We start from the raw sequence: 21910 nt of genomic DNA on the forward strand, positions 1-21910 counted from the left end.
GCATGCCTACCATCCTCGTGATCGACGACAACCTGGCCGTCAGTACGGCCCTGGAAGTCCTCTTCTCCCTGCACGACATCGAAACGCTGCACGCCGAGTCACCCGCCTCCGGCCTGGCGATGTTGCGCGAACATCCGGTGGACTTGGTCATCCAGGACATGAACTTCAGCGAAGACACCACCTCCGGCTTGGAGGGCGAGCAGTTGTTCGCCGACCTGCGCGCGGAGTGGCCGGACCTGCCGGTGATCCTGCTGACCGCATGGACGCACCTGGAAGCCGCGGTGAACCTGGTGAAGGCCGGCGCGGCGGACTACGTCGCCAAGCCCTGGGACGACCGCAAGCTGCTGGCGACCGTCAACACGCTGCTGGAGCTGACGGAAACGCGCCGCGAACTCGACCGTCGCCGCAGCCGCGAGCGCCGCAGCCGCGACCAGCTCTCGCAGAAGTACGACCTGCGCAATCTCGTATTCGAAGACCCGGCCAGCGAACGCGTCGTCGCGCTCGCCTGCCAGGTCGCGCGTTCGGACCTGCCGGTGCTGATCACCGGCCCGAATGGCGCGGGCAAGGAGAAGATCGCCGAGATCATCCAGGCCAACTCCAGCGTGAAGCAGGGGCCATTCGTGACGCTCAACTGCGGCGCGCTGCCGTCGGAGTTGATCGAGGCCGAACTGTTCGGCGCGGATGCGGGTGCCTACACCGGCGCGAACAAGGCGCGCGAAGGCAAGTTCGAAGCGGCCGATGGCGGCACGCTGTTCCTCGACGAAATCGGTAACCTGCCGCTCACCGGGCAGATGAAGCTGCTGCGCGTACTGGAGACCGGCCGCTTCGAGCGGTTGGGCTCAAATCGCGAGCGCAAGGTCGCCGTGCGCGTGATCAGTGCCACTAATGCGGACCTGCCGACGATGATCCGCGAAGGCAGTTTTCGCGAGGATCTGTACTACCGGCTCAACGCGATCGAACTCGCGCTGCCGCCGCTGGCCGAGCGGCCCGGCGACATCCTGCCGTTGGCCGAGCGCTTCCGCCCGGAAGACAAGCCGCTGGGCGAAAGCGCGCGCGCTGCACTGTTGCGCCACGCATGGCCGGGCAACGTGCGCGAGCTGCGCAACGTCATCCAGCGTGCCGGCCTGCTGGCGATGGGCGAGCGCATCGAAGCCAGCGACCTGAACCTGCCCAAGCCCGCCGCGGTGCGCGCGCCGATCGTGGCGGAGCCTGAGCGGGCCGACATCGAGGCCGCGATCGCCCGCGCGGGTGGCGTGATCGCGCAGGCCGCCACCGACTTGGGCATGAGCCGGCAGGCGCTGTACCGGCGCATGGAACGCTTCGGCATCAAGGCCACATGATCCGCCGCTCGCTCGCCGGTCGCGTGCTGTCCTGGCTGCTGCCGTTGCTGGCGGTGGCGCTGGTGTTGCCGGTCGCGCTGTCGCGTTGGCTGGAGGACGATCTGCTGGCCGTCCTGCTGTCCGCGCTCGTCGTGCTGCCACTGGCGGGGTGGGCGATCCACCGCGGCCTGCGCAGTACGCGCTCGCTGTTCCGCGCGCTGGCCGGCAGCGTCAACAGCTACCGCGACGGCGAGTACAACTTCGGCATCCATTGGCAGGGCAGCGACGAACTGGCCGAACTCGTGCGTTCCCATGGCGAACTGGGCGAGGTGCTGCGCGAGCAGCGGCAGACCCTGGTGCAGCGGGAACTGCTGCTGGACACGATGGTGCAGAACACGCCGGTTGCTATGCTGCTGGTGGCGCCCGGCGGCGATGGCGTGCGCCGGGTGGTGTTCGCCAACGTCGCCGCACGCAAGCTGCTGCACAGTGGCTGGAAGCTGGAGGGCCAGGACTACGACTCGCTGATGGCCGCGTCGCCGGTGGAGATGCGCGAAGCGCTCGCGCGCAGCGGCGACAGCCTGTTCGCCATCGGCAGCGAAGAGGAGGACGGGGAGGAGCAGGTCTACCACCTCGCGCGCCGCAACTTCCGCCTCAACGGCCGCCCGCACGAACTGCTGCTGCTGCGCCTGCTGACGAACGAACTGCGCCGCCAGGAAGTGATGACGTGGAAGAAGGTCATCCGCGTGATCAGCCACGAACTCAACAACTCGCTGGCGCCGGTGGCGTCGCTGGCGCATTCCGGCGCAGAGCTCGTACGCCGCGGCAAGCACGAACGGCTGGAAGAGGTCTTCGGCACCATCGAAGAGCGCGCACGCCACCTGGAAGGTTTCATCCGGGGGTATGCGCGCTTCGCCAAGCTGCCCTCGCCACAGCTGCATACGGTGCACTGGCGGGCGTTCTTCGAGGGTCTGCAGCGCCAGATCGGCTTCGAGCTGCTGATGGCCGAAAGCGAGATCGATGGCCGCATCGACGTCGCGCAGATCGAGCAGGCGCTGTTGAACCTGCTCAAGAATGCGCATGAGTCGGGCACGACGGCCGACGGTGTTTCCGTGCGCGTGACCCATCTGCCCGGCTGGGTCCGCATCGAGGTGATGGACCGCGGCACCGGCATGAACGACGCCGTGCTGCAGAACGCGCTGGTCCCGTTCTATTCCACCAAACGCAACGGCACTGGTCTGGGCCTGGCCCTGACCCGCGAGATCGTCGAAGCACACGGCGGACGCCTGTCGCTGCACAACCGCGACGGCGGTGGTCTGTGCGTGGCGATCCAATTGCCGGACGGGCCGGGGGCATGACGGCGGGCATCTATTGTCCGCTACGTCGATGATTCCGTACCGTTGCGACCGTTGTACCTCCACCTCCTTTCACTCAGCCAGAGCGAAGGTTCAGTGGTGCTGCCGCAGCGTTCCTTGAGCAGCCTAATCCACATATCGCGGCGTGCGACTGCGCCAGCGAACAGGCTCCCCTTGTGGATCAACAGCAGTTCCGCCCTCCGCACCTTCAACACGTCGACCGAGAGCAGGGCATGTGATACGCGCATCCAGAAGGCTTCTCGTCCAATCCTGTGCATTGCTCTGCACATCGCCGCGAATTCCCGCTTGATTGGCCGATCCAGGTAGCCGAGCGCAGCTCGCTCCAATCGCGACCGCGCAAGATCTGAAAGTGGACAGTGCACCAGCCATCGCCAGAGGTACTCCTTGAGATAGCCCGAACGGAAATGGATCGGGTCTGCAAGCAAGAAAGTGACCGCCGTCTCCAGCGCATGGGGATCATGCTGCCTGACGCGATTGAATACAGCGCATCCACCGGGATACATCAACGAGTCGAAGCGCTCATGAAACTCGCGACAGGCTTCCAGATGCTTATCGAGGGACGCCGGATCGGATGCCCGACGGCCACGCGACGCGACATGGATCCGCTCGCTCAATCTGTTGAGCTCTTCCGAGTTCCTGAGGATGTGCTTGGAGCTGACCATGCCAATGCGAAGGCTATTTCTTCACCGGCCTCTGCCAGCCCTCGACCGTCATCTGGCGCGCGCGCGCGACGGTCAGCTTGTCGGCCGGCGCATTCTTCGAGATGACCGAGCCAGCGCCGATGGTGGCGCCGTCGGCGAGGGTCACGGGTGCGACCAGCGACGAGTTCGAACCGACGAAGACGCGATCACCGATCGTCGTGGTGGACTTGTTCACGCCGTCGTAGTTGCAGGTGATGGTGCCGGCGCCGATGTTGGTGCCGGTACCGATGACGGTGTCGCCCAGATACGTCAGGTGGTTGGCCTTGCTGCCCACGCCGATGCGCGCGTTCTTGGTCTCGACGAAATTGCCCACGTGCACGCCATCGGCAAGCACGGTGCCCGGGCGCAGGCGCGCATAGGGGCCGATCAGCGCAGCGCCTTCGCTGGCGACGCCTTCCAGATCGCAGTGCGCGCGCACCTGCGTGCCCGCGGCGAGGCTCACGTCCTTCAGGCGCGTGAACGGGCCGATGACGACTCCGTCGCCCAGTTCCACCTTGCCTTCCAGCACCACGTCCACGTCGATCTGCACGTCGCGCCCCACCGTCACCGTGCCGCGCTGGTCGAAGCGCGCGGGGTCGACCAGGCGCGCGCCCTGCGCGCACAGCGCACGGGCGGCGCGCAGCTGGTGGGCGCGCTCGAGCTGCGACAGCTGCCATGGATCGTTGGCGCCTTCGGCCTCGATGGGCTCGCTAACCAGCACCATTTCCGCGGGCGTGAATTCCTCGGCGGCCATCGCGAAGACATCGGTCAGGTAGTACTCGCCCTGCGCATTGTGGTTGGACAACCGGGCCAGCCAGCCTTTCAGCGCGCTGCCGTCGGCGGCGATGATGCCGGTGTTGATGGTGCGGATGCGCCGCTGCTCCTCATCGGCGTCCTTGTGCTCGACGATGGCGGCCACGCGGCCCGCTTCATCGCGGACGATGCGGCCGTAACCGGTGGGATCGACGGGCTCGGCAACCAGCACCGCCAGGCGGCCCGGCGCGTCCAGCAGGCGCTGCAGGGTCTCGCTGCGCGTCAGCGGCACGTCGCCGTACAGCACCAGCACGCGCGCGCCATCGGGAACGCCGGGCATCGCCTGCGCAACCGCGTGGCCGGTGCCCAGCTGCTGCGCCTGGTGCGCCCAGTGCAGATCCGGCTGATCGGCGAACGACGCCTGCACCTGCTCGCCCCCGTGGCCATAGACCACGTGCACCCCGGCCGGCGACAGCGCACGCGCCGCCTCGATCACGTGCGCCAGCATCGGGCGCCCGGCAATCGGCTGGAGCACCTTCGGCAGCGCGGACTTCATCCGCTTGCCTTCGCCGGCGGCGAGGATGACGACGTGGAGTGGCTTCATGTGCGCATGTCCCTGTGGTGGTGCGGCGTCGCGATGCGCCGCATGGTAGCAATTCCCTGCTCAACGCAGGCCGCGTCAGGGAGGTGCCATCGTCATGCGCGACGACAGGTACCATGCCTCGATGACCTCTCCCTCGCGACGCCACCTGCTGTTCCGCCAAGGCGGCAGCTATCTCGCGGTCGGCCTGGCGCAACTGCTGCTGGACTGGCTGGTATTCGTCGCGCTCACGGCGCTCGGCGTGCCGGCGGCGCCGGGCAATCTCGCCGGCCGCGTCAGCGGGGCGCTGCTGGGCTTCTGGTTGAACGGCCGCGTGACCTTCGCGCGGGATGGCGTCGCGCGCCTGGGCTGGTGGCGTTTCGCCAAGTTCCTGCTGGTGTGGGTGCCGCTGACGGTGGTCAGCACCGTGGCGGTCTCGGGGATCGCCGCATCGCTGGGCCTGGCGCACGCATGGCTGGCCAAACCGCTGGTGGAAGGCGTGCTGGCGGTCGTGGCCTTCTTCCTCTGGCGGCACGTGGTCTACCGCTAGCCGAAAACGAAAACGCCGGCGCGAGGCCGGCGTTTCCAGTGAAGCGCGTGTGCGCGGACCTCAGTGCTTGAGGTTCTTGCGCAGGCGCTCCAGCGCGCTGAGCTGGGCGATGCTCATGGCCAACTGGGCCTGGGCTTCTTCCACGCTCATCTTCGGGTCCTTATGCGACAGCACGCGCTCGGCTTCTTCCTTCGCCTTGCGGACCTGCGCCTCGTCGATGTCGGTCGCCCGCACGGCGGTGTCCGCCAGCACGGTGACGACCTGCGGCTGCACCTCCAGGATGCCGCCGGAGATGGCGAAGTCCAGATGCTCGCCGCTCGGCAGCGTCACCACCACCTTGCCCGGCTTCAGGCGGGTGATCAGCGGCGCATGCTTCGGCGCGATGCCCAACTCGCCCAGTTCGCCGGTGGCGACGACCAGGGTGGCTTCACCGTGGAAGATCTCCTGCTCGGCACTGACGATGTCGCAACGGATGGTGGTGGTCATGAATCTGTCTCGCCTGTCGGATCGTGCAGTAGGAGGAGTGAGTGGAGAGGAGTGAGAAGTGAGTAGGAGCAACCGCTCACTCCCCCACTCCTCGACCCCCGCTACTCGCTCTTACGCCTTCTCGGCGAGCTTCTTGGCCTTCTCGACCGCTTCTTCGATGCCGCCGACCATGTAGAACGCCTGCTCCGGCAGGTGGTCGTATTCGCCGTCGACGATCGCCTTGAAGCCGCGGATCGTGTCCTTCAGCGAGACGTACTTGCCCGGCGAGCCGGTGAACACTTCGGCCACGTGGAAGGGCTGGCTGAAGAAGCGCTCGATCTTGCGGGCGCGCGACACGGCCTGCTTGTCCTCTTCGGACAGCTCGTCCATGCCGAGGATGGCGATGATGTCCTTCAGTTCCTTGTACTTCTGCAGCGTGGCCTGCACGCGGCGCGCGGTGTCGTAGTGCTCGTGGCCGATGACGTTCGGGTCCAGCTGGCGGCTGGTCGAGTCGAGCGGGTCCACGGCCGGGTAGATACCCAGCGACGCGATGTTACGGCTCAGCACGACGGTCGCGTCCAGGTGGGCGAACGTGGTGGCCGGCGACGGGTCGGTCAGGTCGTCCGCGGGTACGTACACGGCCTGGATCGAGGTGATCGAACCGGTCTTGGTCGAGGTGATGCGCTCCTGCAGGACGCCCATTTCCTCGGCCAGCGTCGGCTGGTAACCCACGGCCGACGGCATGCGGCCCAGCAGCGCCGACACTTCGGTACCGGCCAGCGTGTAGCGGTAGATGTTGTCGACGAACAGCAGCACGTCCTTGCCCTTGCCGGACGCGTCCTTCTCGTCGCGGAAGTACTCGGCCATGGTCAGGCCGGTCAGCGCGACGCGCAGGCGGTTGCCCGGCGGTTCGTTCATCTGGCCGTACACCATCGCGACCTTGTCGAGGACGTTGGAGTCCTTCATCTCGTGGTAGAAGTCGTTGCCCTCGCGGGTACGCTCGCCCACGCCGGCGAACACGGACAGACCCGAGTGCGCCTTGGCGATGTTGTTGATCAGTTCCATCATGTTGACGGTCTTGCCGACGCCGGCGCCGCCGAACAGGCCGACTTTGCCGCCCTTGGCGAACGGGCACATCAGGTCGATGACCTTGATGCCGGTTTCCAGCAGGTCGGTGGCCGAGGACTGGTCCTCGTACGACGGGGCCGAACGGTGGATTTCCCAATGATCGGAGGCCTGCACCGGGCCGGCTTCGTCGATCGGGTTGCCCAGCACGTCCATGATGCGGCCCAGCGTGCCCGCGCCGACCGGCACCGAGATGGCCTTGTCGGTGTTCACGGCGACCAGGTTGCGCTTCAGGCCATCGGTGGAACCGAGGGCGATGGTGCGCACGACGCCGTCGCCGAGCTGCTGCTGCACTTCGAGCGTGATGGCGGTGTTCTCCACCTTCAGCGCGTCGTACACCTTCGGCACTTCGTTGCGCGGGAATTCGACGTCAACCACCGCGCCGATGATCTGAACGATCTTGCCCTGACTCATTGCTGCATTCCTCTAGATGAATTCTTGTGACTACGCGCGTCAGACCGCTGCCGCGCCGCCGACGATTTCCGAGATTTCCTGGGTGATCGCGGCCTGGCGGGCCTTGTTGTAGACCAGCTGCAGGGTACCGATGAGCTTGCTGGCGTTGTCGCTGGCGGCCTTCATGGCCACCATGCGAGCCGCATGCTCGGACGCGATGTTCTCCAGTACGGCCTGGTACACCAGCGACTCGATGTAGCGCGTGATCACGTGGTCGAGCACGGTCGCGGCATCGGGTTCGTAGATGTAGTCCCAGTCGTGGTGCGCGACCTGTGTCTCCGCTGCGGGCAGCGGCAGCAGTTGGTCGAACGCGGCGCGCTGCGTCATCGTGTTGACGAAGTCGTTGTAGACGACGAACACGCGGTCCAGCGAGCCTTCGGTGTAGGCGTCCAGCATCACCTTGATCACGCCGATCAGCTGGTCCAGCTTGGGCGCATCGCCCAGGTGCGACACGCTGGCCAGCATGTTGACCTTGACCCGGCGGAAGTACACCGAGGCCTTCTGACCGATGGTGACCACGTCGACTTCGACGCCCTTCTCGTTCCACTGGCGGATTTCGCCGAGCATCTTGCGGAACAGGTTGTTGTTCAGGCCACCGGCCAGGCCGCGGTCCGAGGACACGATGATGAAGCCGACGCGCTTGACGTCCTTGCGCTCCACCATGAAGGGGTGCTGGTAATCGGTATTGGCCTGGGCCAGGTGGCCGATCACCTGCTTCATCGCCCGCGCATACGGGCGCGAGGTCTTCATGCGGTCTTGGGCCTTGCGGATCTTGGAGGCCGAGACCATCTCGAGCGCGCGCGTCACCTTGCGGGTGTTCTGCACGCTCTTGATCTTGGTTTTGATTTCGCGTCCGCCTGCCATCTCTATCGCTCGCTTTGCTCGCTCGGGATTCGGGATCCGTTATTCGGGATTCGTGGCGGGGCTTCGCGATTACGAATCCCCAATCCCGAATCTCTTATCCCGGCTCTTACCAGGTACCGGTCTGCTTGAACTCGGCGATGCCCTTCTTGAAGGCGCCTTCGATCTCGTCGTTCCAGTTGCCGGTGTTGTTGATCGTGTCGACCAGCGCGCCCTGGGTGTTGGTGAAGTGCGCGTGCAGCGCGTCTTCGAACGCCAGGATCTTGTTGACCGGCACGTCGTCCAGGTAACCCTCGTTGACTGCGTAGATGGACAGCGCCTGCAGGGCGATGGACATCGGTGCGTACTGCTTCTGCTTCATCAGCTCGGTGACGCGCTGGCCGCGCTCGAGCTGCTTGCGGGTGGCTTCGTCCAGGTCCGAGGCGAACTGCGCGAACGCGGCCAGCTCGCGGTACTGGGCGAGCGAGATGCGGATGCCGCCCGACAGCTTCTTGATGATCTTGGTCTGGGCGGCGCCACCGACGCGCGACACCGAGATACCCGCGTTCACGGCCGGGCGGATGCCGGCGTTGAACAGGTCGGTTTCCAGGAAGATCTGGCCGTCGGTGATCGAAATCACGTTGGTCGGCACGAACGCGGACACGTCGCCGGCCTGCGTTTCGATGATCGGCAGCGCGGTCAGCGAACCGGTCTTGCCGGTGACCTTGCCTTCGGTGAACTTCTCGACGTACTCCTCGGACACGCGGGCCGCGCGCTCGAGCAGACGGGAGTGCAGGTAGAACACGTCGCCCGGGTAGGCTTCGCGGCCCGGCGGGCGCTTCAGCAGCAGCGAAATCTGGCGGTAGGCCACGGCCTGCTTGGACAGGTCGTCGTACACGATCAGGGCGTCCTGGCCGCGGTCCATGAAGTACTCGCCCATGGTGCAGCCGGAGTAGGCGCTGATGTACTGCATCGCGGCCGACTCGGAGGCGGTGGCGGCGACGACCACGGTGTGGGCCAGCGCGCCGTTCTCTTCCAGCTTGCGCACGATGTTGGCCACGGTCGAGGCCTTCTGGCCGATCGCGACGTACACGCACTTGATGCCGGTGCCCTTCTGGTTGATCACGGCGTCGATGGCCATCGCGGTCTTGCCGGTCTGGCGGTCGCCGATGATCAGCTCGCGCTGCCCGCGGCCGATCGGGATCATCGCGTCGACCGACTTGTAACCGGTCTGCACCGGCTGGTCGACCGACTTGCGCCAGATCACGCCCGGGGCCACGCGCTCCACCGGCGCGGTCAGCGAGGTGCCCAGCGGGCCCTTGCCGTCGATCGGCTCGCCCAGCGCGTTCACCACGCGGCCGAGCATTTCCGGACCGACCGGCACTTCCAGGATGCGGCCGGTGGTCTTGGCCACGTCGCCTTCGCGCAGGTGCTCGTAATCGCCCAGGACCACGGCGCCGACCGAATCGCGCTCCAGGTTCAGCGCCAGCGCGTAGGTGTTGTTCGGCAGCTCGATCATTTCGCCCTGCATGACGTCGGCCAGGCCGAAGATGCGCACGATGCCGTCGGACACGCTGGTGACCGTGCCTTCGTTGCGCGACTCCGCGGCCAGCTTGACCTTCTCGATACGGGTCTTGATCAGGTCGCTGATTTCAGAGGGGTTGAGCGTGGTAGCCATGGGTAAGTCCTGTGTGCCGGCTCGCGCGCGGCGGTTCAATGGGAATTCAGTGCGTCAGCGCCGACTGCAGGCGCGCCAGCTTGCCTTTCAGCGAGCCGTCGATCACCACGCTGCCGGCATCGATCACGGCGCCGCCGATCAGCGACGCGTCGACCGCCGTCTCCACCTCGACCTCGCGGCCGAAGCGCTTCTTCAGCGCGGCCTTGATCATGTCGAGCTCGCCGGCGGGCAGGTCCGTGGCGGAGGTGACCTTCGCCTTCACGACATGCTCGGCTTCGGCGCGCAGCTCCTCGAACAGGCCGGCGATCTCCGGCAGCTGCGGCAGGCGGCGCGCATCGGCGAGGACGCCCAGGAAGCGGGTGAAGGCCTCGCTGGCGCCTTCCGGCGACAGCAGCGATACCGCGTCGGCCGGCAGCAGTTGCGGATTCGGCAGCAGGGCGGCCACGCGCGGGTCGGCCGCGGCATGCGCGGCGAAGCCCAGCGCCTGCGACCAGGCGGCGAAGTTGCCTTCGTCGCGCGCCGTCGCGAAGGCGGCGCGGGCGTAGGGGCGGGCGACAGTCAGGGCCTGGCTCATCGATCAGATCGTCCGGATCAGATTTCGGCGGCGAGTTCGTCGAGCAGCGCCTTGTGGGCGTTGACGTCGATCTCGCGCTTCAGCAACTTCTCGGCACCGCTGACGGCCAGCGCGGACACCTGCTTGCGCAGATCCTCGCGGGCACGGGTGGCGGCGGCGTCGATTTCGGCCTGTGCCAGTTCTTTCTGGCGGTTGGCTTCGGCGATCGCTTCGTTCTTGGCCGCATCGACGATCTGGTTCGCACGCGCGTGGGCCTGATCGATGATCTCGTTGGCCTTGACGCGGGCTTCCTTCAGCGCTTCGTTGACCTTTTCCTGCGCCTGCGCCAGGTCCTTCTGGCTGCGGTCGGCGGCAGCGAGACCTTCCGCGATCTTCTGCTGGCGTTCTTCGATGGCAGCCAGCAGCGGCGGCCAGATTTTGGTCGCAATGATCCAGATCAGGCCAGCGAAGGCCAGCGCCTGGGCGAACAGAGTGAGATTGATATTCATCGGTAACCTGCCGGTGAGGAAGGGCCCGCGCACGATGCGCGCGCCCAGCGACGCCTGATGGCCGACCGCGGAGGCGAACCGCCGCGATCAGGCTTCACGTGGCTTCTCAGCCGCCGGCCAGCTTGGCCAGCTGCTCGGTGAAGATCGTGATGAACGGGCTGGCGAAGGCGAACAGCAGGCCGACGGCGACCGAGATGATGAACGCGGCGTCGATCAGGCCGGCGGTGATGAACATGCGGACCTGCAGGACCGGGATCAGCTCCGGCTGGCGGGCAGCCGATTCCAGGAACTTGCCGGCCATGATGGCCAGACCCAGACCGGCGCCCAGCGCGGCCAGACCGATCATGATGCCGATGGCGAGGGCGGTCGAAGCCTGGACCTGGGCGAGGTTGGTGAGGATGCTTTCCATGGTGATCTCCGGAACTAAGTGCTTGAAAGGTGGATGGTACGAAGGGAACGGTGAAGCGGAAACGTTAGTGGCTGTCTTCCGACAAGCTGAGGTAGACGATCGACAGCATCATGAAGATGAATGCCTGCAGCGGGATGACGAGCAGGTGGAACAGCATCCAGCCCAGGCCGAACGCCGCGCCACCAAGCATGCCGACGATGCCCGCGCCGCCCAGCACCCAGATCAGCAGGAAGACGATCTCGCCGCCGAACATGTTGCCGAACAGTCGCATCGCCAGGGAGATGGGCTTGCTGACCCATTCGACGATGTTGAGGATCAGGTTGAACGGCATCATCCACTTGCCGAACGGCGCCGTCAGGAACTCGTGGGCGAAGCCGCCGAAGCCCTTCGAGCGGAACGCGAAGACGATCATCAGGAAGAACACGCTGATCGACATGCCCAGCGTGGCATTGACGTCGGCGGTGGGGACCGGCTTCCAGTAGTGGATGCCCAGCAGTTCGAGCGGCTTGGCGATGAAGTCTGCCGGGATCATCTTCAGCAGGTTCATCATCAGGATCCAGAAGAAGATGGTGATCGCGATCGGCGTCACCAGCTTGCTGGTCCCGTGGTAGGTGTCGCGGGCCTGCTTGTCGACGAACTCCAGCAGGATCTCGACGAAGGCCTGCCACTTGCCCGGTACGCCGGCGGTCGCCTTGCGGGTCGCCAGCCAGAACGCGAACACGATCATCAGCCCCATCAGCACGGCCGTCACGAAGGTGTCGACGTTGATGGTCCAGAAAGGACCGTCGCCGCCCACCTGGGCCGTGAGGTTCTTCAGGTGGTGCTGGATGTAGGTGGTGGGAGTAAGAGCCTCGCCCGCCATGTGTCGGAAACCTTTCGTCTAGATTGGGTTTATCGCTGCTTGCCAACCGCAACCAGCATCTGAGCCACCAGTCCGGCGACCACGCCTGCCATCAGGGGCAGCGGGGGCAGCTTGTACAGCCCCGCGCCCATCACCAGCACGCCGATCACCACGACCCACTTCACCACCATCCCCGCGACCAGCCTCAGCACCGCCGAAACGGCGCCGAGTACGCCACCGCCGAAGGCCATCCAGGCCGCCAGCAGTGCGCCGGCCACGATCGCCAACCCTCCGACGGCCGCCGCGGCTGCGTGGGGCACACCCCGAAGCAGGAACAGCAGCGCGACCAGCAGTACCGCGACCGTCTGCCAGACGGCGGCGCGCAACACTAGCCGCCGGCCCGCAGCGACGGAATTCAGCACACGAAAGCCCTACGGAATTGGCGGGGTACAAGGCGGTAAAGCGCCTCGCCGAGCCGCAAAAGTATAGCAGCGGGACAATTTCCGGGACAACCGCCAAAGGTCGAAAACGCCGGCGAAGCCACGTTCGCCTGCAAGCCCTTGGCCTGTCTGCGTGTAACCGTTTCCCTATTCAGAATTTTCCCTCGGAATCCCCGGAACTTTGGCGGGAACCGCCTGTCAGTCAATGCAAGGCCTGCTGCTCAACTTCCTCGTCCGATGCTCCGTCGCAGGCCTCCCGAAGCCCCGGCTGCCCCCGGGGCTTCGCCTTTTGCATCCAACACCGGCACCGGCACCGATAGTCAGGCGCTATCAATCCGAACCGATCAATCCATTGGACTTGCCAATGGAACGCCCCACAATGAGATCAATTCTCATCTATGGCTGCCGGGATCCCCATGAACAAGACCCTGAGCTTCGCGATCCTGCACTTCTCGGTGGCCTTCACCCTGGGCTACCTGTTCACCGGCAGCCTGCTGGTCGGCGGCATGCTGGCGCTGATCGAGCCCGCGACCAACACCGTGGTATTCCACTTCCACGAGAAGGTGTGGAAGCGGATCGAGGCGCGCCGCGCGGCGAAAGCGATGCCACTGCCCGCCTGAGGTCCCGACCGCCTCGAATGGAAAAGGCCGCGCTGATGCGCGGCCTTTTCGTTGTGCACCCGCAGGTGGCGCTTACTTCTTCTTCGGGATGTACAGGTCGGTGATCGTGCCTTCGTAGACTTCGGCCGCCATCGCCACCGACTCGCTGAGCGTCGGGTGCGGATGGATGGTCGCGCCGATGTCGCCGGCTTCCGCGCCCATCTCGATCGCCAGTGCCAGTTCGCTGATCAGGTCGCCCGCATGTACGCCGACGATGCCGGCGCCGATGATGCGATGGGTGTGCTCGTCGAAGATGAGCTTGGTGAAGCCCTCGCCACGGCCGATGCCGACCGCGCGCGCGGACGCCACCCATGGGAACTTGCCCACGCCGATCTTCAGGCCCTTCGCCTTGGCTTCGGTCTCGGTCACGCCGACCCAAGCGATTTCCGGATCGGTGTAGGCCACCGACGGGATCACCCGCGCCACCCACTCCTTCTTCTCGCCGGCCGCCACTTCCGCGGCCAGCTTGCCCTCGTGCGTGGCCTTGTGCGCCAGCATCGGCTGGCCCACCAGGTCGCCGATGGCGAAGATATGCGGCACGTTGGTGCGCATCTGCGCATCGACCGGGATGAAGCCGCGGTCGGTGACGGTGACGCCGGCCTTGTCGGCATCGAGCTTGCCGCCGTTCGGCGACCGGCCTACCGCGACCAGCACACGATCGAACGTGCCGGATGCCAGCTCCGGCGTCTGGCCTTCGATGGCGCTCTCGAAGCCCACGGTGATGCCCTTCTTCGACGCTTCGACCTTGGCGGCCTTGGTCTTCAGGTGCACGGCCACGCCCTGCTTCTTCAGGCGGTCGGCCAGCGGCTTCACCAGGTCCTTGTCGGCGCCCGGCATCAGCTGGTCCATGAACTCGACCACGGTGACTTCGGCGCCCAGCGCGCGGTACACCGTCGCCATTTCCAGGCCGATGATGCCGCCGCCGACAACGAGCAGCTTCTTCGGCACCTCGGCCAGCTGAAGCGCGTCGGTGGAATCCATCACGCGCGGGTCGTCCCACGGGAAGTTCGGCAGCTTCACCGCCTGCGAACCGGCGGCAATGATGCATTGCTCGAAGCGCAGCAGCTGCGTCTTGCCTTCGCTGCCCACGATCTCCAGTTCATTCGGCGAGACGAACTTCGCCACCCCGGTGACCGTGCGCACCTTGCGCTGCTTGGCCATGCCGGCCAGGCCCTTGGTGAACTGGCCGACCACTTTGTCCTGCTTGAAGCTGCGCAGCTTGTCGATGTCGATCTTCGGCTTGCCGAAGCTGATGCCGATCTCGTCCGAATGCGCCGCTTCGTCGATCAAGGCCGCCGCATGCAGCAGCGCCTTCGACGGGATGCAGCCCACGTTGAGGCAGACGCCGCCGAGCGCTTCGTAGCGCTCGATCAGCACCGTATCCAATCCGAGGTCGGCGGCGCGGAACGCGGCCGTGTAGCCGCCCGGGCCGGAGCCGATCACGACGATGCGGCATTCGATGTCGGCCGTCTTGCCGGTGCCCAGCGCCGGCTTCGGCGCCGAAGTGGCCGATGCGGCAGGGGCGGCGGGCGACGGCGTGACGGGAGCGGACTTGGCCGGTGCCGCGGCGGCGCCCTCGCCTTCCAGAATCGCGACGAGACTGCCTTCAGCCAACTCGTCGCCGAGCTTGACCTTGATTTCCTTCACTACGCCGGCGGCGGGCGACGGCACTTCCATCGTCGCCTTGTCCGACTCCAGCGTGACCAGGCCCTGGTCCTTCTTCACCGTGTCGCCGACGGCGACCAGGATCTCGATGACCGGTACACCGTCGTAGTCGCCGATGTCGGGCACCTTGGCTTCGATCAGGCCGCCACCGCCGGACGGCGCGGGGGCCGCGGCGGGTGCCGCAGGCGCGGGCGCGGCCTGCGTCGCCGGTGCAGCCGCAGGCGAAGGTTTGGCGGGAGCGGCGGGCGCCGGCGCGGATGCCGCAACGCCCTCGGCTTCCAGCACAGCCACCACACTGCCTTCGGACAGCGTATCGCCCAGCTTGACCTTGAGTTCCTTCACCACGCCGGCCGCCGAGGACGGCACTTCCAGCGTGGCCTTGTCGGACTCCAGCGTGACCAGACCCTGGTCCTTCTTCACCGTGTCGCCGACGGCGACCAGGATTTCGATGACCGGCACATCGCTGTAATCGCCGATGTCGGGGACTTTGACTTCAATCGTGTTCGCCATGGTCTCGGCCTCCTTACAGCAGCACGCGGCGCATGTCGCCGAGCAGCTGGGCAAGATAGGCGGTGAAGCGCGCGGCGGCGGCGCCGTCGATCACGCGGTGGTCGTAGCTCAGCGACAGCGGCAGCATCAGGCGCGGCTGGAACTGTTTGCCGTCCCAGACCGGCTGGATCGAGGACTTCGACACGCCGAGGATCGCTACCTCCGGCGCATTGACGATGGGCGTGAACGCCACGCCACCGATGCCGCCCAGCGAGGAGATCGAGAAGCAGCCGCCCGACATCTCGGCCGGGCCGAGCTTGCCTTCGCGCGCTTTCTTCGCCAGCTCGCCGCTTTCCTTTGCGATCTCGTTGACGCCCTTCTTGTCGACGTCACGGATCACCGGCACGACCAGGCCGTTCGGCGTGTCGGCGGCGAAGCCCACGTGGAAGTACTTCTTCAGCGTGAGGTTCTCGCCGCTGGCGTCAAGCGAGGCGTTGAAATCGGGGAACTTCTTCAGCGCCGACACGCTGGCCTTCATCAGGAAGGCGAGCATGGTGAGCTTGATGCCCGCCTTCTCGTTTTCCTTGTTCAGCGCCACACGCAGCGCTTCCAGGTCGGTGATGTCGGCGTGGTCATGCTGGGTGACGTGCGGGATCATCGCCCAGTTGCGCGCCAGGTTGGCGCCGGAGATCTTCTTGATGCGCGACAGCGCGACGACTTCGGTCTCGCCGAACTTGCTGAAGTCGACCTTCGGCCACGGCAGCAGGTTGAGTCCGCCACCGGCGGCGACACGTGCAGCGGCGGACGCCGGTGCGGCCACGCCGCCGGCCAGCGCGCCCTTGACGTACTTCTGCACGTCTTCCTTGCTGATGCGGCCCCCGCGCTCGGTTCCCTTCACCTGGTTGAGGTCCACGCCCAGCTCGCGTGCGAACAGGCGTACCGCCGGGCTGGCGTAGGCGACCTTCTCCGGCAGCACGCGATCGGCATTGAACTCCACCGGCGGAGTGCGCGGCGGCGAGGCTTCCGGATCGATGCCCGGCTTGTCGTCCAGCACACGCGAGGCAACCGGCGCCACGGCCGGCGCGGCGCGCTCCTGCGCGATCTCGCGCTGGGCCAGCTTGTCCGGCGTCGTGGACACGGCGACCGGCTCGACCTTCGTGCCGGTTTCGGCGGTCGGCGTCGGGGCGGGCGTGGCGGCGGGCGTGGCCTCGGCGGCGCCTTCGCTGACTTCGATCAACGCGACGACGGCGCCTTCAGCGATCTCGTCGCCCAGCTTGACCTTGATTTCCTTCACCACCCCGGCGAAGGCGGACGGCACTTCCATCGTCGCCTTGTCGGACTCCAGCGTGACCAGACCCTGATCCTTCTCCACCGTGTCACCCACGGCGACCAGGATCTCGATCACCGGTACGCCGTCGTAGTCACCGATATCGGGGACTTTGGCTTCCTTGATGTCGGACATGGCGTTACTCCGGTGCGGGCGTGAAGAGGGGAACCCCTATTGTGTCCGCAGTGGCGCGATGCGCCAACCATCCCTTGGTGTTAATTGCTGTCCCCGCCGGGACATTGCGTGCCGCAGCAACGGCAGGGACGCCTTGGCCGCCGCTGCGCGAAGCCATTGGTATCGCTTTGGTTCGCCAGGGCGAACATGCACGATACGCCGCCGCATTGTCAGACGGTCGTGCGGAGGAACGGCGCGATCGCGCGCCACGCATCCACCAGGCCAGGCAGCCCCATCGCCGCATGCGCCGGACTGGTCGACGGCAGGGCGAACGTGACTAGAGCTGCGTCGTCGGGCAGCGTCGGCCGGATATGCCTGCGGAACGCTTCCGCCGCCTTGCCACCGTTGAGCGCGATCGCCGTGACCTGCGGATGCGTCGTCAACCAGTCAGCGATGGGGTTGGGCACTTCGCTGCCGCGAACGATGGCGCTGTCCAGGCTGCCCTTGCGCTCGCAACGCCCGATGACATCCCACAAACCTACGCCCGCCTGCCGCAGTGCCTCCAGACGCGCGTCATACGGCAGGTCGGGCGCGAAGCCGCACACGGCGGCCATCACCGGCCAGAAGCGGTTGCGCGGATGCGCGTAGTACTGCGCCTCCTGCAGGGACGCGCCTCCGGGCATCGAGCCGAGCACCAGCACGCGGCATTGCGCATCGGCGCGCGGCGGCAAGCCAACCAGCAGCTCCGGCACGTCTCAGCCGCCCGCGGACTGCCAAGGCCGCACCACCAGCACCGCACCGGCCACGACCAGCAGCAGGCCGATGACGCGCAGCGAGTCCACCGGCTGGCGCGCGTGCAGTACGCCGAAATGGTCGAGCAGCACCGAACCCACCAGCTGCCCCGCGACGACCAGGCAGATCAGCGAGGCGGCGCCGAGCCGTGGCACCAGCAGCGTCGCGGACGCGACGAACACTGCGCCGATCACACCGCCCGTCCACGCCCACCACGGCACCTTGCCCAGGGCCGCAGGCACGAATACCGGTCGCGTCAGCAGCCACCACGCCAGCAATACGCCCGTCCCCACCATGAAGGAGGTGAGCGAAGCGAACACCGGACCGAAGGTCTGCCTGCCCAGCGAGGCGTTGATCAGCGCCTGGAGCGGCAGCAGCATGCCGATGAAGAGGGCGAGGGCGACGCCGGTCGCGTTCATATCGGGTCTCGTGCCGGGAAAGAACGACACGATACGCCAAGCCCCGCGATTTCAGGCCGGCGCCACCGCGCCATCGCGCCGGGACACCGCGCGACGCAGCAGTGCCATCGACACCAGCAGCATCGCCATCGGCGCCAGCAGCAGGTAGAACGCGCGCGATCCATCGAAGTGGGCGAAAAGCTGACCGGTGATGTACGAGCCGGTGGTCCCGCCCAGCGCGGAGAACACCACGATCAAACCCGTCATCGCCGCATGCCGTGCCTTCGGCAGCGCGCTCAGCACCACGGAGTTGATGGCAGGGTAGATCGGCGCCATCAGCAGGCCGATCAGCGGGAACACATACGCCGCCAGCGGCGCGTTCCACCACGTCATGCCGTCGCGCGGCTGCACGTTGGCGGCCAGCGGCAGCGCCACCAGCACCAATGCCGCCATCGCGACCACGCAGCCGGCCAGCAACCAGAACCAGGGCACGCGCCGCAGCAGCACGCCGCCGCCCAGCCGGCCCAGCGCCAACGAGCCGGCGAAGATCCCCGCTGCCTGCACGCTGAGCGTGGTCGGCAGGTGCAGGATCTCGCGGTTGAACGTCGGCAGCCAGGTATTGATGGCCTGCTCCATCAGCACATAGAGGAAGGCCGATACCAGGAACACCGCCACCAGCGGCAACGCCAGCAGGCGGAACATGTCGACGAACGATTCGCCCGCCGCGTGGCCGTCCTGCGCCGCGCGCTCATCCAGGCTGCAGGTCGCCAGCAGGACGACCACGGCGAGGCATAGTGCCGCCAGCACCCAATAGACATCCAGCCAGACCGGATCGCCCGGCACATCGGCATTGATGAAGGCGGCGAACAGCCACGCACTTCCGAGGATGCCGACCATGAACCAGCCTTCCACCGAACTGGTGAGCGCGGCGTGCGCTTTCGCATCGTCGGTCAGCAGGCCGATGCTGGAATACACCGATACCTTCACCAACGCGAACGACACGCCGACCGTCGTGAACAGCAGCTTGGTCGCCCAGAATGCGTGCAGCAGCGGCATGGCGGCGCACGCGCCGGCGACCAGCAGCAGGCCGAGCATCATGGCGCGGCGATAGCCCAACCGTGGCAGGAACGACGCCACCAGGAACGACGTGATCGCGATGGGCAGGTCCTTGAATGCTTCCAGCAGGCTCGCATCGGCCTTGCTGATGCCGAACCCCTGGGACTGCAGGATCACCGTGCCCACGGAGTTCAACAGCATGGCGAAGATCATGTAGGTCAGGATCATCGCCAGGATCATGCGGGTGCGCGTCATGGGCGTTACCGGTCGGTAGGTGCGCGACGTCGGCGCGGCCCTGCCGCGCGACGCCAAGAGCGAAGAGGATATCCGCCGCCGCGCCGGGGAGAGACGGCACGGCGGCGGATGGCGGCCCGCGGCGACGCGGGCCGCGGGGCGTCACCAGCGATAGGCGACGGAGGCCTGGTACGAGGTGCCTTCCAGCGGACGGCCCATGAAAACGCCGCCGCTGGTCGCGTTGCCCAACACGCGGGCGTTGCCCTCGGTCAGCGCGATCTCGTCGGTGACGTTGCGACCCGAGAAGGTGAATTCCCAATGGTCGCCCACGTGCGCGCTGGCACCGACGTCCCAGGTGTCGTACTTCGGCAGCACCTGGCCGTTGGCGGGATCGGAATAGCGATCGCCGACGTGCGTGTAGGTGCTGAACACCTTCAGGTCGCCCCATGGCAGCGACCAGTAGTAGCTGGGCGTCAACCGCGCGCGGAACTTCGGCTGGCGCACCACCTGGTTGCCGTCGAACGTCGAGAAGTCGCCGTACTTGGCGCGCAGCCACGTCGCGTTCCACGCCAGCTCGAAGCCGCCGGCCGGGCGCCACGCGCCCTCGAATTCTAGGCCTCGGGCTTTCGAGTCGCCGATGATGACGACGTTGTTGCCGTTGTTGTCGAACGCCTGGTACCGCAAGCCGGTGAAGTCGTTGTAGAACGCGGTGACGTACATCTCGTACGTCTCGCCGCCGGCCTTCAGGCCCAGCTCGTACTGGTCGATCTCGGTCTTGTTGTTGGCCCCGTCGCGCAGGTTGTCGAACTGCGGGAAGGTGAAGCCCGAGTTGACCCGGCCGAACAGGCTGACGCTTTCGTTGAGCGTGTAGTTCAGGCCGGCCGTCCAGGACACGTCGCTGTCGTTCTGATCGATGCTGCGCGGCGTGGTGGAAACCGAGGTGTTGTTGTCGTACAGCGTGTTCGGATTGCCGTCCAGATCGACGGTGATCGGATCCCACACCGTGCCGTCCACTTCCTGTCGCTCGTAGCGCACGCCGGCATCCAGGCGGATGCGGTCGTTGACCGTCCACTCGTCGGCGATGAAGAAGGCCGTGTTCTGGCCGTCGTAATCGCCGCGGATGTTGTAGAAGGAAGTACCCACGAAGCCGTCGCGCGTGGCGACCTGCCCGTTGGACAGCGCCAGGTTCACGCGACGCGCGTTGTCCTGCGCCGTGAGCAGCATGTTGTTGCCCAGCCACCAGCGGTCCTTGGACGAATAGTCCGCGTAGTACACGCCGAACGTCAGCGCGTTGTTGTCGGTCAGGTCGATGCTGAAGCGCAGGTCGTTGGTGAACGAGCTGATCTCTTTCTCCACCACCCAGAACCCGGCCGTCAGCACCTGCTGGTTCGGGTCCACGGCGCCGCCACCGTTGACGAAGGTGCCGGTGCCGGTGACGCCCGCGCCGTAGGTGTCGGTGATGTAGGACGAAAGCGTCTGCGGGTTCGCGCCCGTGAACAGCGCGTAGGTCGGCGCATCGCCCTTGAGGTAGTTGAACTTGTCGCTGATCGTCCAGTTGCCGACGTACCAGTCCAGCGACCCGCCGAACACGTCGATGTCCACGCCGCGACCGTCGGCCAGGTCGCGCGTCATCGTCTGGTTGCCGACGCCGGTGGGCAGGGTCACGCGACGGAAGTCGTCACCGACCAGCGTACCGGTAGTGGCGTCCAGGCCGGGGAAGTTGGAGATGTCCTCGCCGTTGTTGCGCGAAACCAGCGGTACCGCCGTATAGAACGTGTTCTTGTCGTCGGTGTGGCGCGCGTAAAGGTTGAATTCGCCCTCGGCCCAGCGCTTGGTCAGCGTAGCGCTCAGCTGGCCGCCCTTCTCCACCGGGAATCCGGTCTGGCGCACGCCGTCGGTCTCGCGATAGAAACCGCCCACGCTGTAGTACCAGCCGGTGTCGGCGCCCAGCGGCCCGCCGCTGTAGAAATCGACGCGGCGCAGGTCGTCCGTGCCCACGGTCAGGCGCACCAGGCCCTCGGGCGTGTCCTCGCCCTTCTTCTGGATGAAGTTGACGGTCACACCGGGCTGGCCATTCGAATAGATGGGGCTGGGGCCACCACGCAGGCCTTCGACGCGGGCGATGGTGTCGTCGATGCGGAACAGCGTGGTGTTCTCGAGGAACGACAGCGTCGGCGGCGGGAAAATCGGCGAGCCGTCCAGCTGCAGGGTGAAGAACGGCGCGTCGCCCTCGGAGGGCATGCCGCGCACGAAGACGTTGGCGCCGGTGCCGCCGCCGCTGGCCTCGGCCCAGACGCCGGGCACGATCTTCAGCAGGTCGGCGGTGCTGGTGGGCGCGGTTTCCTGGATCTGTTCCGGCGTGGCGGTGCTGATCGAGAAGCTGGCGTCGCGCTTGCGCAGGCCCTTGAACTTTGCCGTGCCGCTGACGACCACGGCGTCGAGCGTCTTGGCCTCCTGGTCGGCAGGCGCCGCGGGTGCGGCTTCCTGCGCGCTCGCCAGCGCCGGCGATAGCGCCAGCGCGATGGCGGCCGACAGGGCATAGCGCATCGGGTGCTTGGTGTGTTGCATGGTCCCTCCCTCCACTTGCATTGTTGTTGTCGTGTTGTTG

Annotated in this window: 21 protein-coding genes; 4 read left to right on the forward strand and 17 right to left on the reverse strand. The window is 66.5% G+C overall.

Going from position 1 to position 21910, the window contains the following annotated elements; genetic code table 11:
* Nucleotides 1-2 precede the first annotated feature (2 nt).
* Nucleotides 3-1340 (forward strand): sigma-54-dependent transcriptional regulator, encoded by a 1338-nt coding sequence (locus tag AC23D6_RS17605; RefSeq protein ID WP_487750502.1) that lies wholly within the window; start codon nt 3-5, stop codon nt 1338-1340.
* Nucleotides 1337-2674 carry a sensor histidine kinase gene (locus AC23D6_RS17610; RefSeq protein ID WP_487750503.1) on the forward strand — a complete coding sequence of 446 codons (1338 nt, stop codon included), beginning with the start codon at nt 1337-1339 and terminating at the stop codon, nt 2672-2674. The genes AC23D6_RS17605 and AC23D6_RS17610 overlap by 4 nt, the downstream gene beginning before the upstream one ends.
* 20 nt (nt 2675-2694) lie before the next feature.
* Here AC23D6_RS17610 and AC23D6_RS17615 read toward each other — a convergent pair whose 3' ends face one another.
* Together AC23D6_RS17615 and glmU are read right to left on the reverse strand one after the other, a co-directional pair.
* On the reverse strand, nt 2695-3354 hold the full coding sequence (locus AC23D6_RS17615) for a hypothetical protein (RefSeq protein WP_162108274.1): 660 nt from the start codon (nt 3352-3354) through the stop codon (nt 2695-2697).
* Between the two features lie 13 nt (nt 3355-3367).
* On the reverse strand, nt 3368-4729 hold the full coding sequence (gene glmU, locus AC23D6_RS17620; protein ID WP_487750504.1) for a bifunctional UDP-N-acetylglucosamine diphosphorylase/glucosamine-1-phosphate N-acetyltransferase GlmU: 1362 nt from the start codon (nt 4727-4729) through the stop codon (nt 3368-3370).
* 94 nt (nt 4730-4823) lie between these two features.
* On the opposite strand from glmU, the gene AC23D6_RS17625 reads away from it, so the two are divergent.
* Nucleotides 4824-5255, forward strand: coding sequence for a GtrA family protein (locus tag AC23D6_RS17625; protein WP_487750505.1), 432 nt, complete (start codon nt 4824-4826; stop codon nt 5253-5255).
* Between the two features lie 60 nt (nt 5256-5315).
* On the opposite strand, the gene AC23D6_RS17630 is transcribed toward AC23D6_RS17625, so the two are convergent.
* The 9 genes from AC23D6_RS17630 to AC23D6_RS17670 form a co-directional block, all read right to left on the reverse strand.
* Nucleotides 5316-5741, reverse strand: a complete 426-nt coding sequence (locus AC23D6_RS17630; RefSeq protein ID WP_487750506.1) for a F0F1 ATP synthase subunit epsilon — start codon at nt 5739-5741, stop codon at nt 5316-5318.
* A 111-nt stretch (nt 5742-5852) separates the two neighbouring features.
* A complete protein-coding gene (gene atpD, locus AC23D6_RS17635) occupies nt 5853-7259 on the reverse strand; it encodes a F0F1 ATP synthase subunit beta (protein WP_487750507.1) in 1407 nt (468 codons plus the stop codon).
* A 39-nt stretch (nt 7260-7298) separates the two neighbouring features.
* The gene (atpG, locus tag AC23D6_RS17640) at nt 7299-8162 is read right to left on the reverse strand and encodes a F0F1 ATP synthase subunit gamma (protein ID WP_487750508.1); all 864 of its coding nucleotides are present in this window, start codon (nt 8160-8162) and stop codon (nt 7299-7301) included.
* 106 nt (nt 8163-8268) lie between these two features.
* The gene (gene atpA, locus AC23D6_RS17645; protein WP_487750509.1) at nt 8269-9816 is read right to left on the reverse strand and encodes a F0F1 ATP synthase subunit alpha; all 1548 of its coding nucleotides are present in this window, start codon (nt 9814-9816) and stop codon (nt 8269-8271) included.
* Nucleotides 9817-9862: 46 nt separating this feature from the next.
* Nucleotides 9863-10390 (reverse strand): F0F1 ATP synthase subunit delta, encoded by a 528-nt coding sequence (locus AC23D6_RS17650; RefSeq protein ID WP_487750510.1) that lies wholly within the window; start codon nt 10388-10390, stop codon nt 9863-9865.
* A gap of 17 nt (nt 10391-10407) precedes the next feature.
* A complete protein-coding gene (locus AC23D6_RS17655) occupies nt 10408-10878 on the reverse strand; it encodes a F0F1 ATP synthase subunit B (RefSeq protein ID WP_487750511.1) in 471 nt (156 codons plus the stop codon).
* Between the two features lie 106 nt (nt 10879-10984).
* Nucleotides 10985-11287, reverse strand: coding sequence for a F0F1 ATP synthase subunit C (gene atpE / locus AC23D6_RS17660; RefSeq protein WP_056880791.1), 303 nt, complete (start codon nt 11285-11287; stop codon nt 10985-10987).
* Nucleotides 11288-11351: 64 nt separating this feature from the next.
* Nucleotides 11352-12149, reverse strand: a complete 798-nt coding sequence (atpB, locus tag AC23D6_RS17665) for a F0F1 ATP synthase subunit A (RefSeq protein WP_487750512.1) — start codon at nt 12147-12149, stop codon at nt 11352-11354.
* A 29-nt stretch (nt 12150-12178) separates the two neighbouring features.
* Nucleotides 12179-12514, reverse strand: a complete 336-nt coding sequence (locus tag AC23D6_RS17670) for a hypothetical protein (protein WP_487750513.1) — start codon at nt 12512-12514, stop codon at nt 12179-12181.
* A gap of 470 nt (nt 12515-12984) precedes the next feature.
* Here AC23D6_RS17670 and AC23D6_RS17675 point away from each other — a divergent pair, with 470 nt between their 5' ends.
* Entirely contained in the window at nt 12985-13188 is a 204-nt protein-coding gene (locus AC23D6_RS17675; RefSeq protein WP_093303842.1) for a DUF2061 domain-containing protein, read from the forward strand.
* 72 nt (nt 13189-13260) lie between these two features.
* Here the strand turns inward: AC23D6_RS17675 and lpdA are convergent, their stop codons facing one another.
* From lpdA to AC23D6_RS17705, 6 genes are all read right to left on the reverse strand, one after another.
* Nucleotides 13261-15402 (reverse strand): dihydrolipoyl dehydrogenase, encoded by a 2142-nt coding sequence (gene lpdA, locus AC23D6_RS17680; RefSeq protein WP_487750514.1) that lies wholly within the window; start codon nt 15400-15402, stop codon nt 13261-13263.
* A 13-nt stretch (nt 15403-15415) separates the two neighbouring features.
* A complete protein-coding gene (locus tag AC23D6_RS17685) occupies nt 15416-16843 on the reverse strand; it encodes a dihydrolipoyllysine-residue acetyltransferase (protein ID WP_487750515.1) in 1428 nt (475 codons plus the stop codon).
* A 209-nt stretch (nt 16844-17052) separates the two neighbouring features.
* Nucleotides 17053-17505 carry a DNA-deoxyinosine glycosylase gene (locus tag AC23D6_RS17690; RefSeq protein ID WP_487752672.1) on the reverse strand — a complete coding sequence of 151 codons (453 nt, stop codon included), beginning with the start codon at nt 17503-17505 and terminating at the stop codon, nt 17053-17055.
* Nucleotides 17506-17577: 72 nt separating this feature from the next.
* Entirely contained in the window at nt 17578-18033 is a 456-nt protein-coding gene (locus tag AC23D6_RS17695; protein ID WP_487750516.1) for a DMT family transporter, read from the reverse strand.
* Between the two features lie 51 nt (nt 18034-18084).
* Nucleotides 18085-19323, reverse strand: coding sequence for an MFS transporter (locus tag AC23D6_RS17700; protein ID WP_487750517.1), 1239 nt, complete (start codon nt 19321-19323; stop codon nt 18085-18087).
* Nucleotides 19324-19464: 141 nt separating this feature from the next.
* Complete coding sequence (locus AC23D6_RS17705) at nt 19465-21870, reverse strand: TonB-dependent receptor (protein ID WP_487750518.1); 2406 nt, start codon at nt 21868-21870, stop codon at nt 19465-19467.
* Nucleotides 21871-21910 lie beyond the last annotated feature (40 nt).

The sequence above is a fragment of the Pseudoxanthomonas sp. G3 genome (assembly GCF_057654715.1).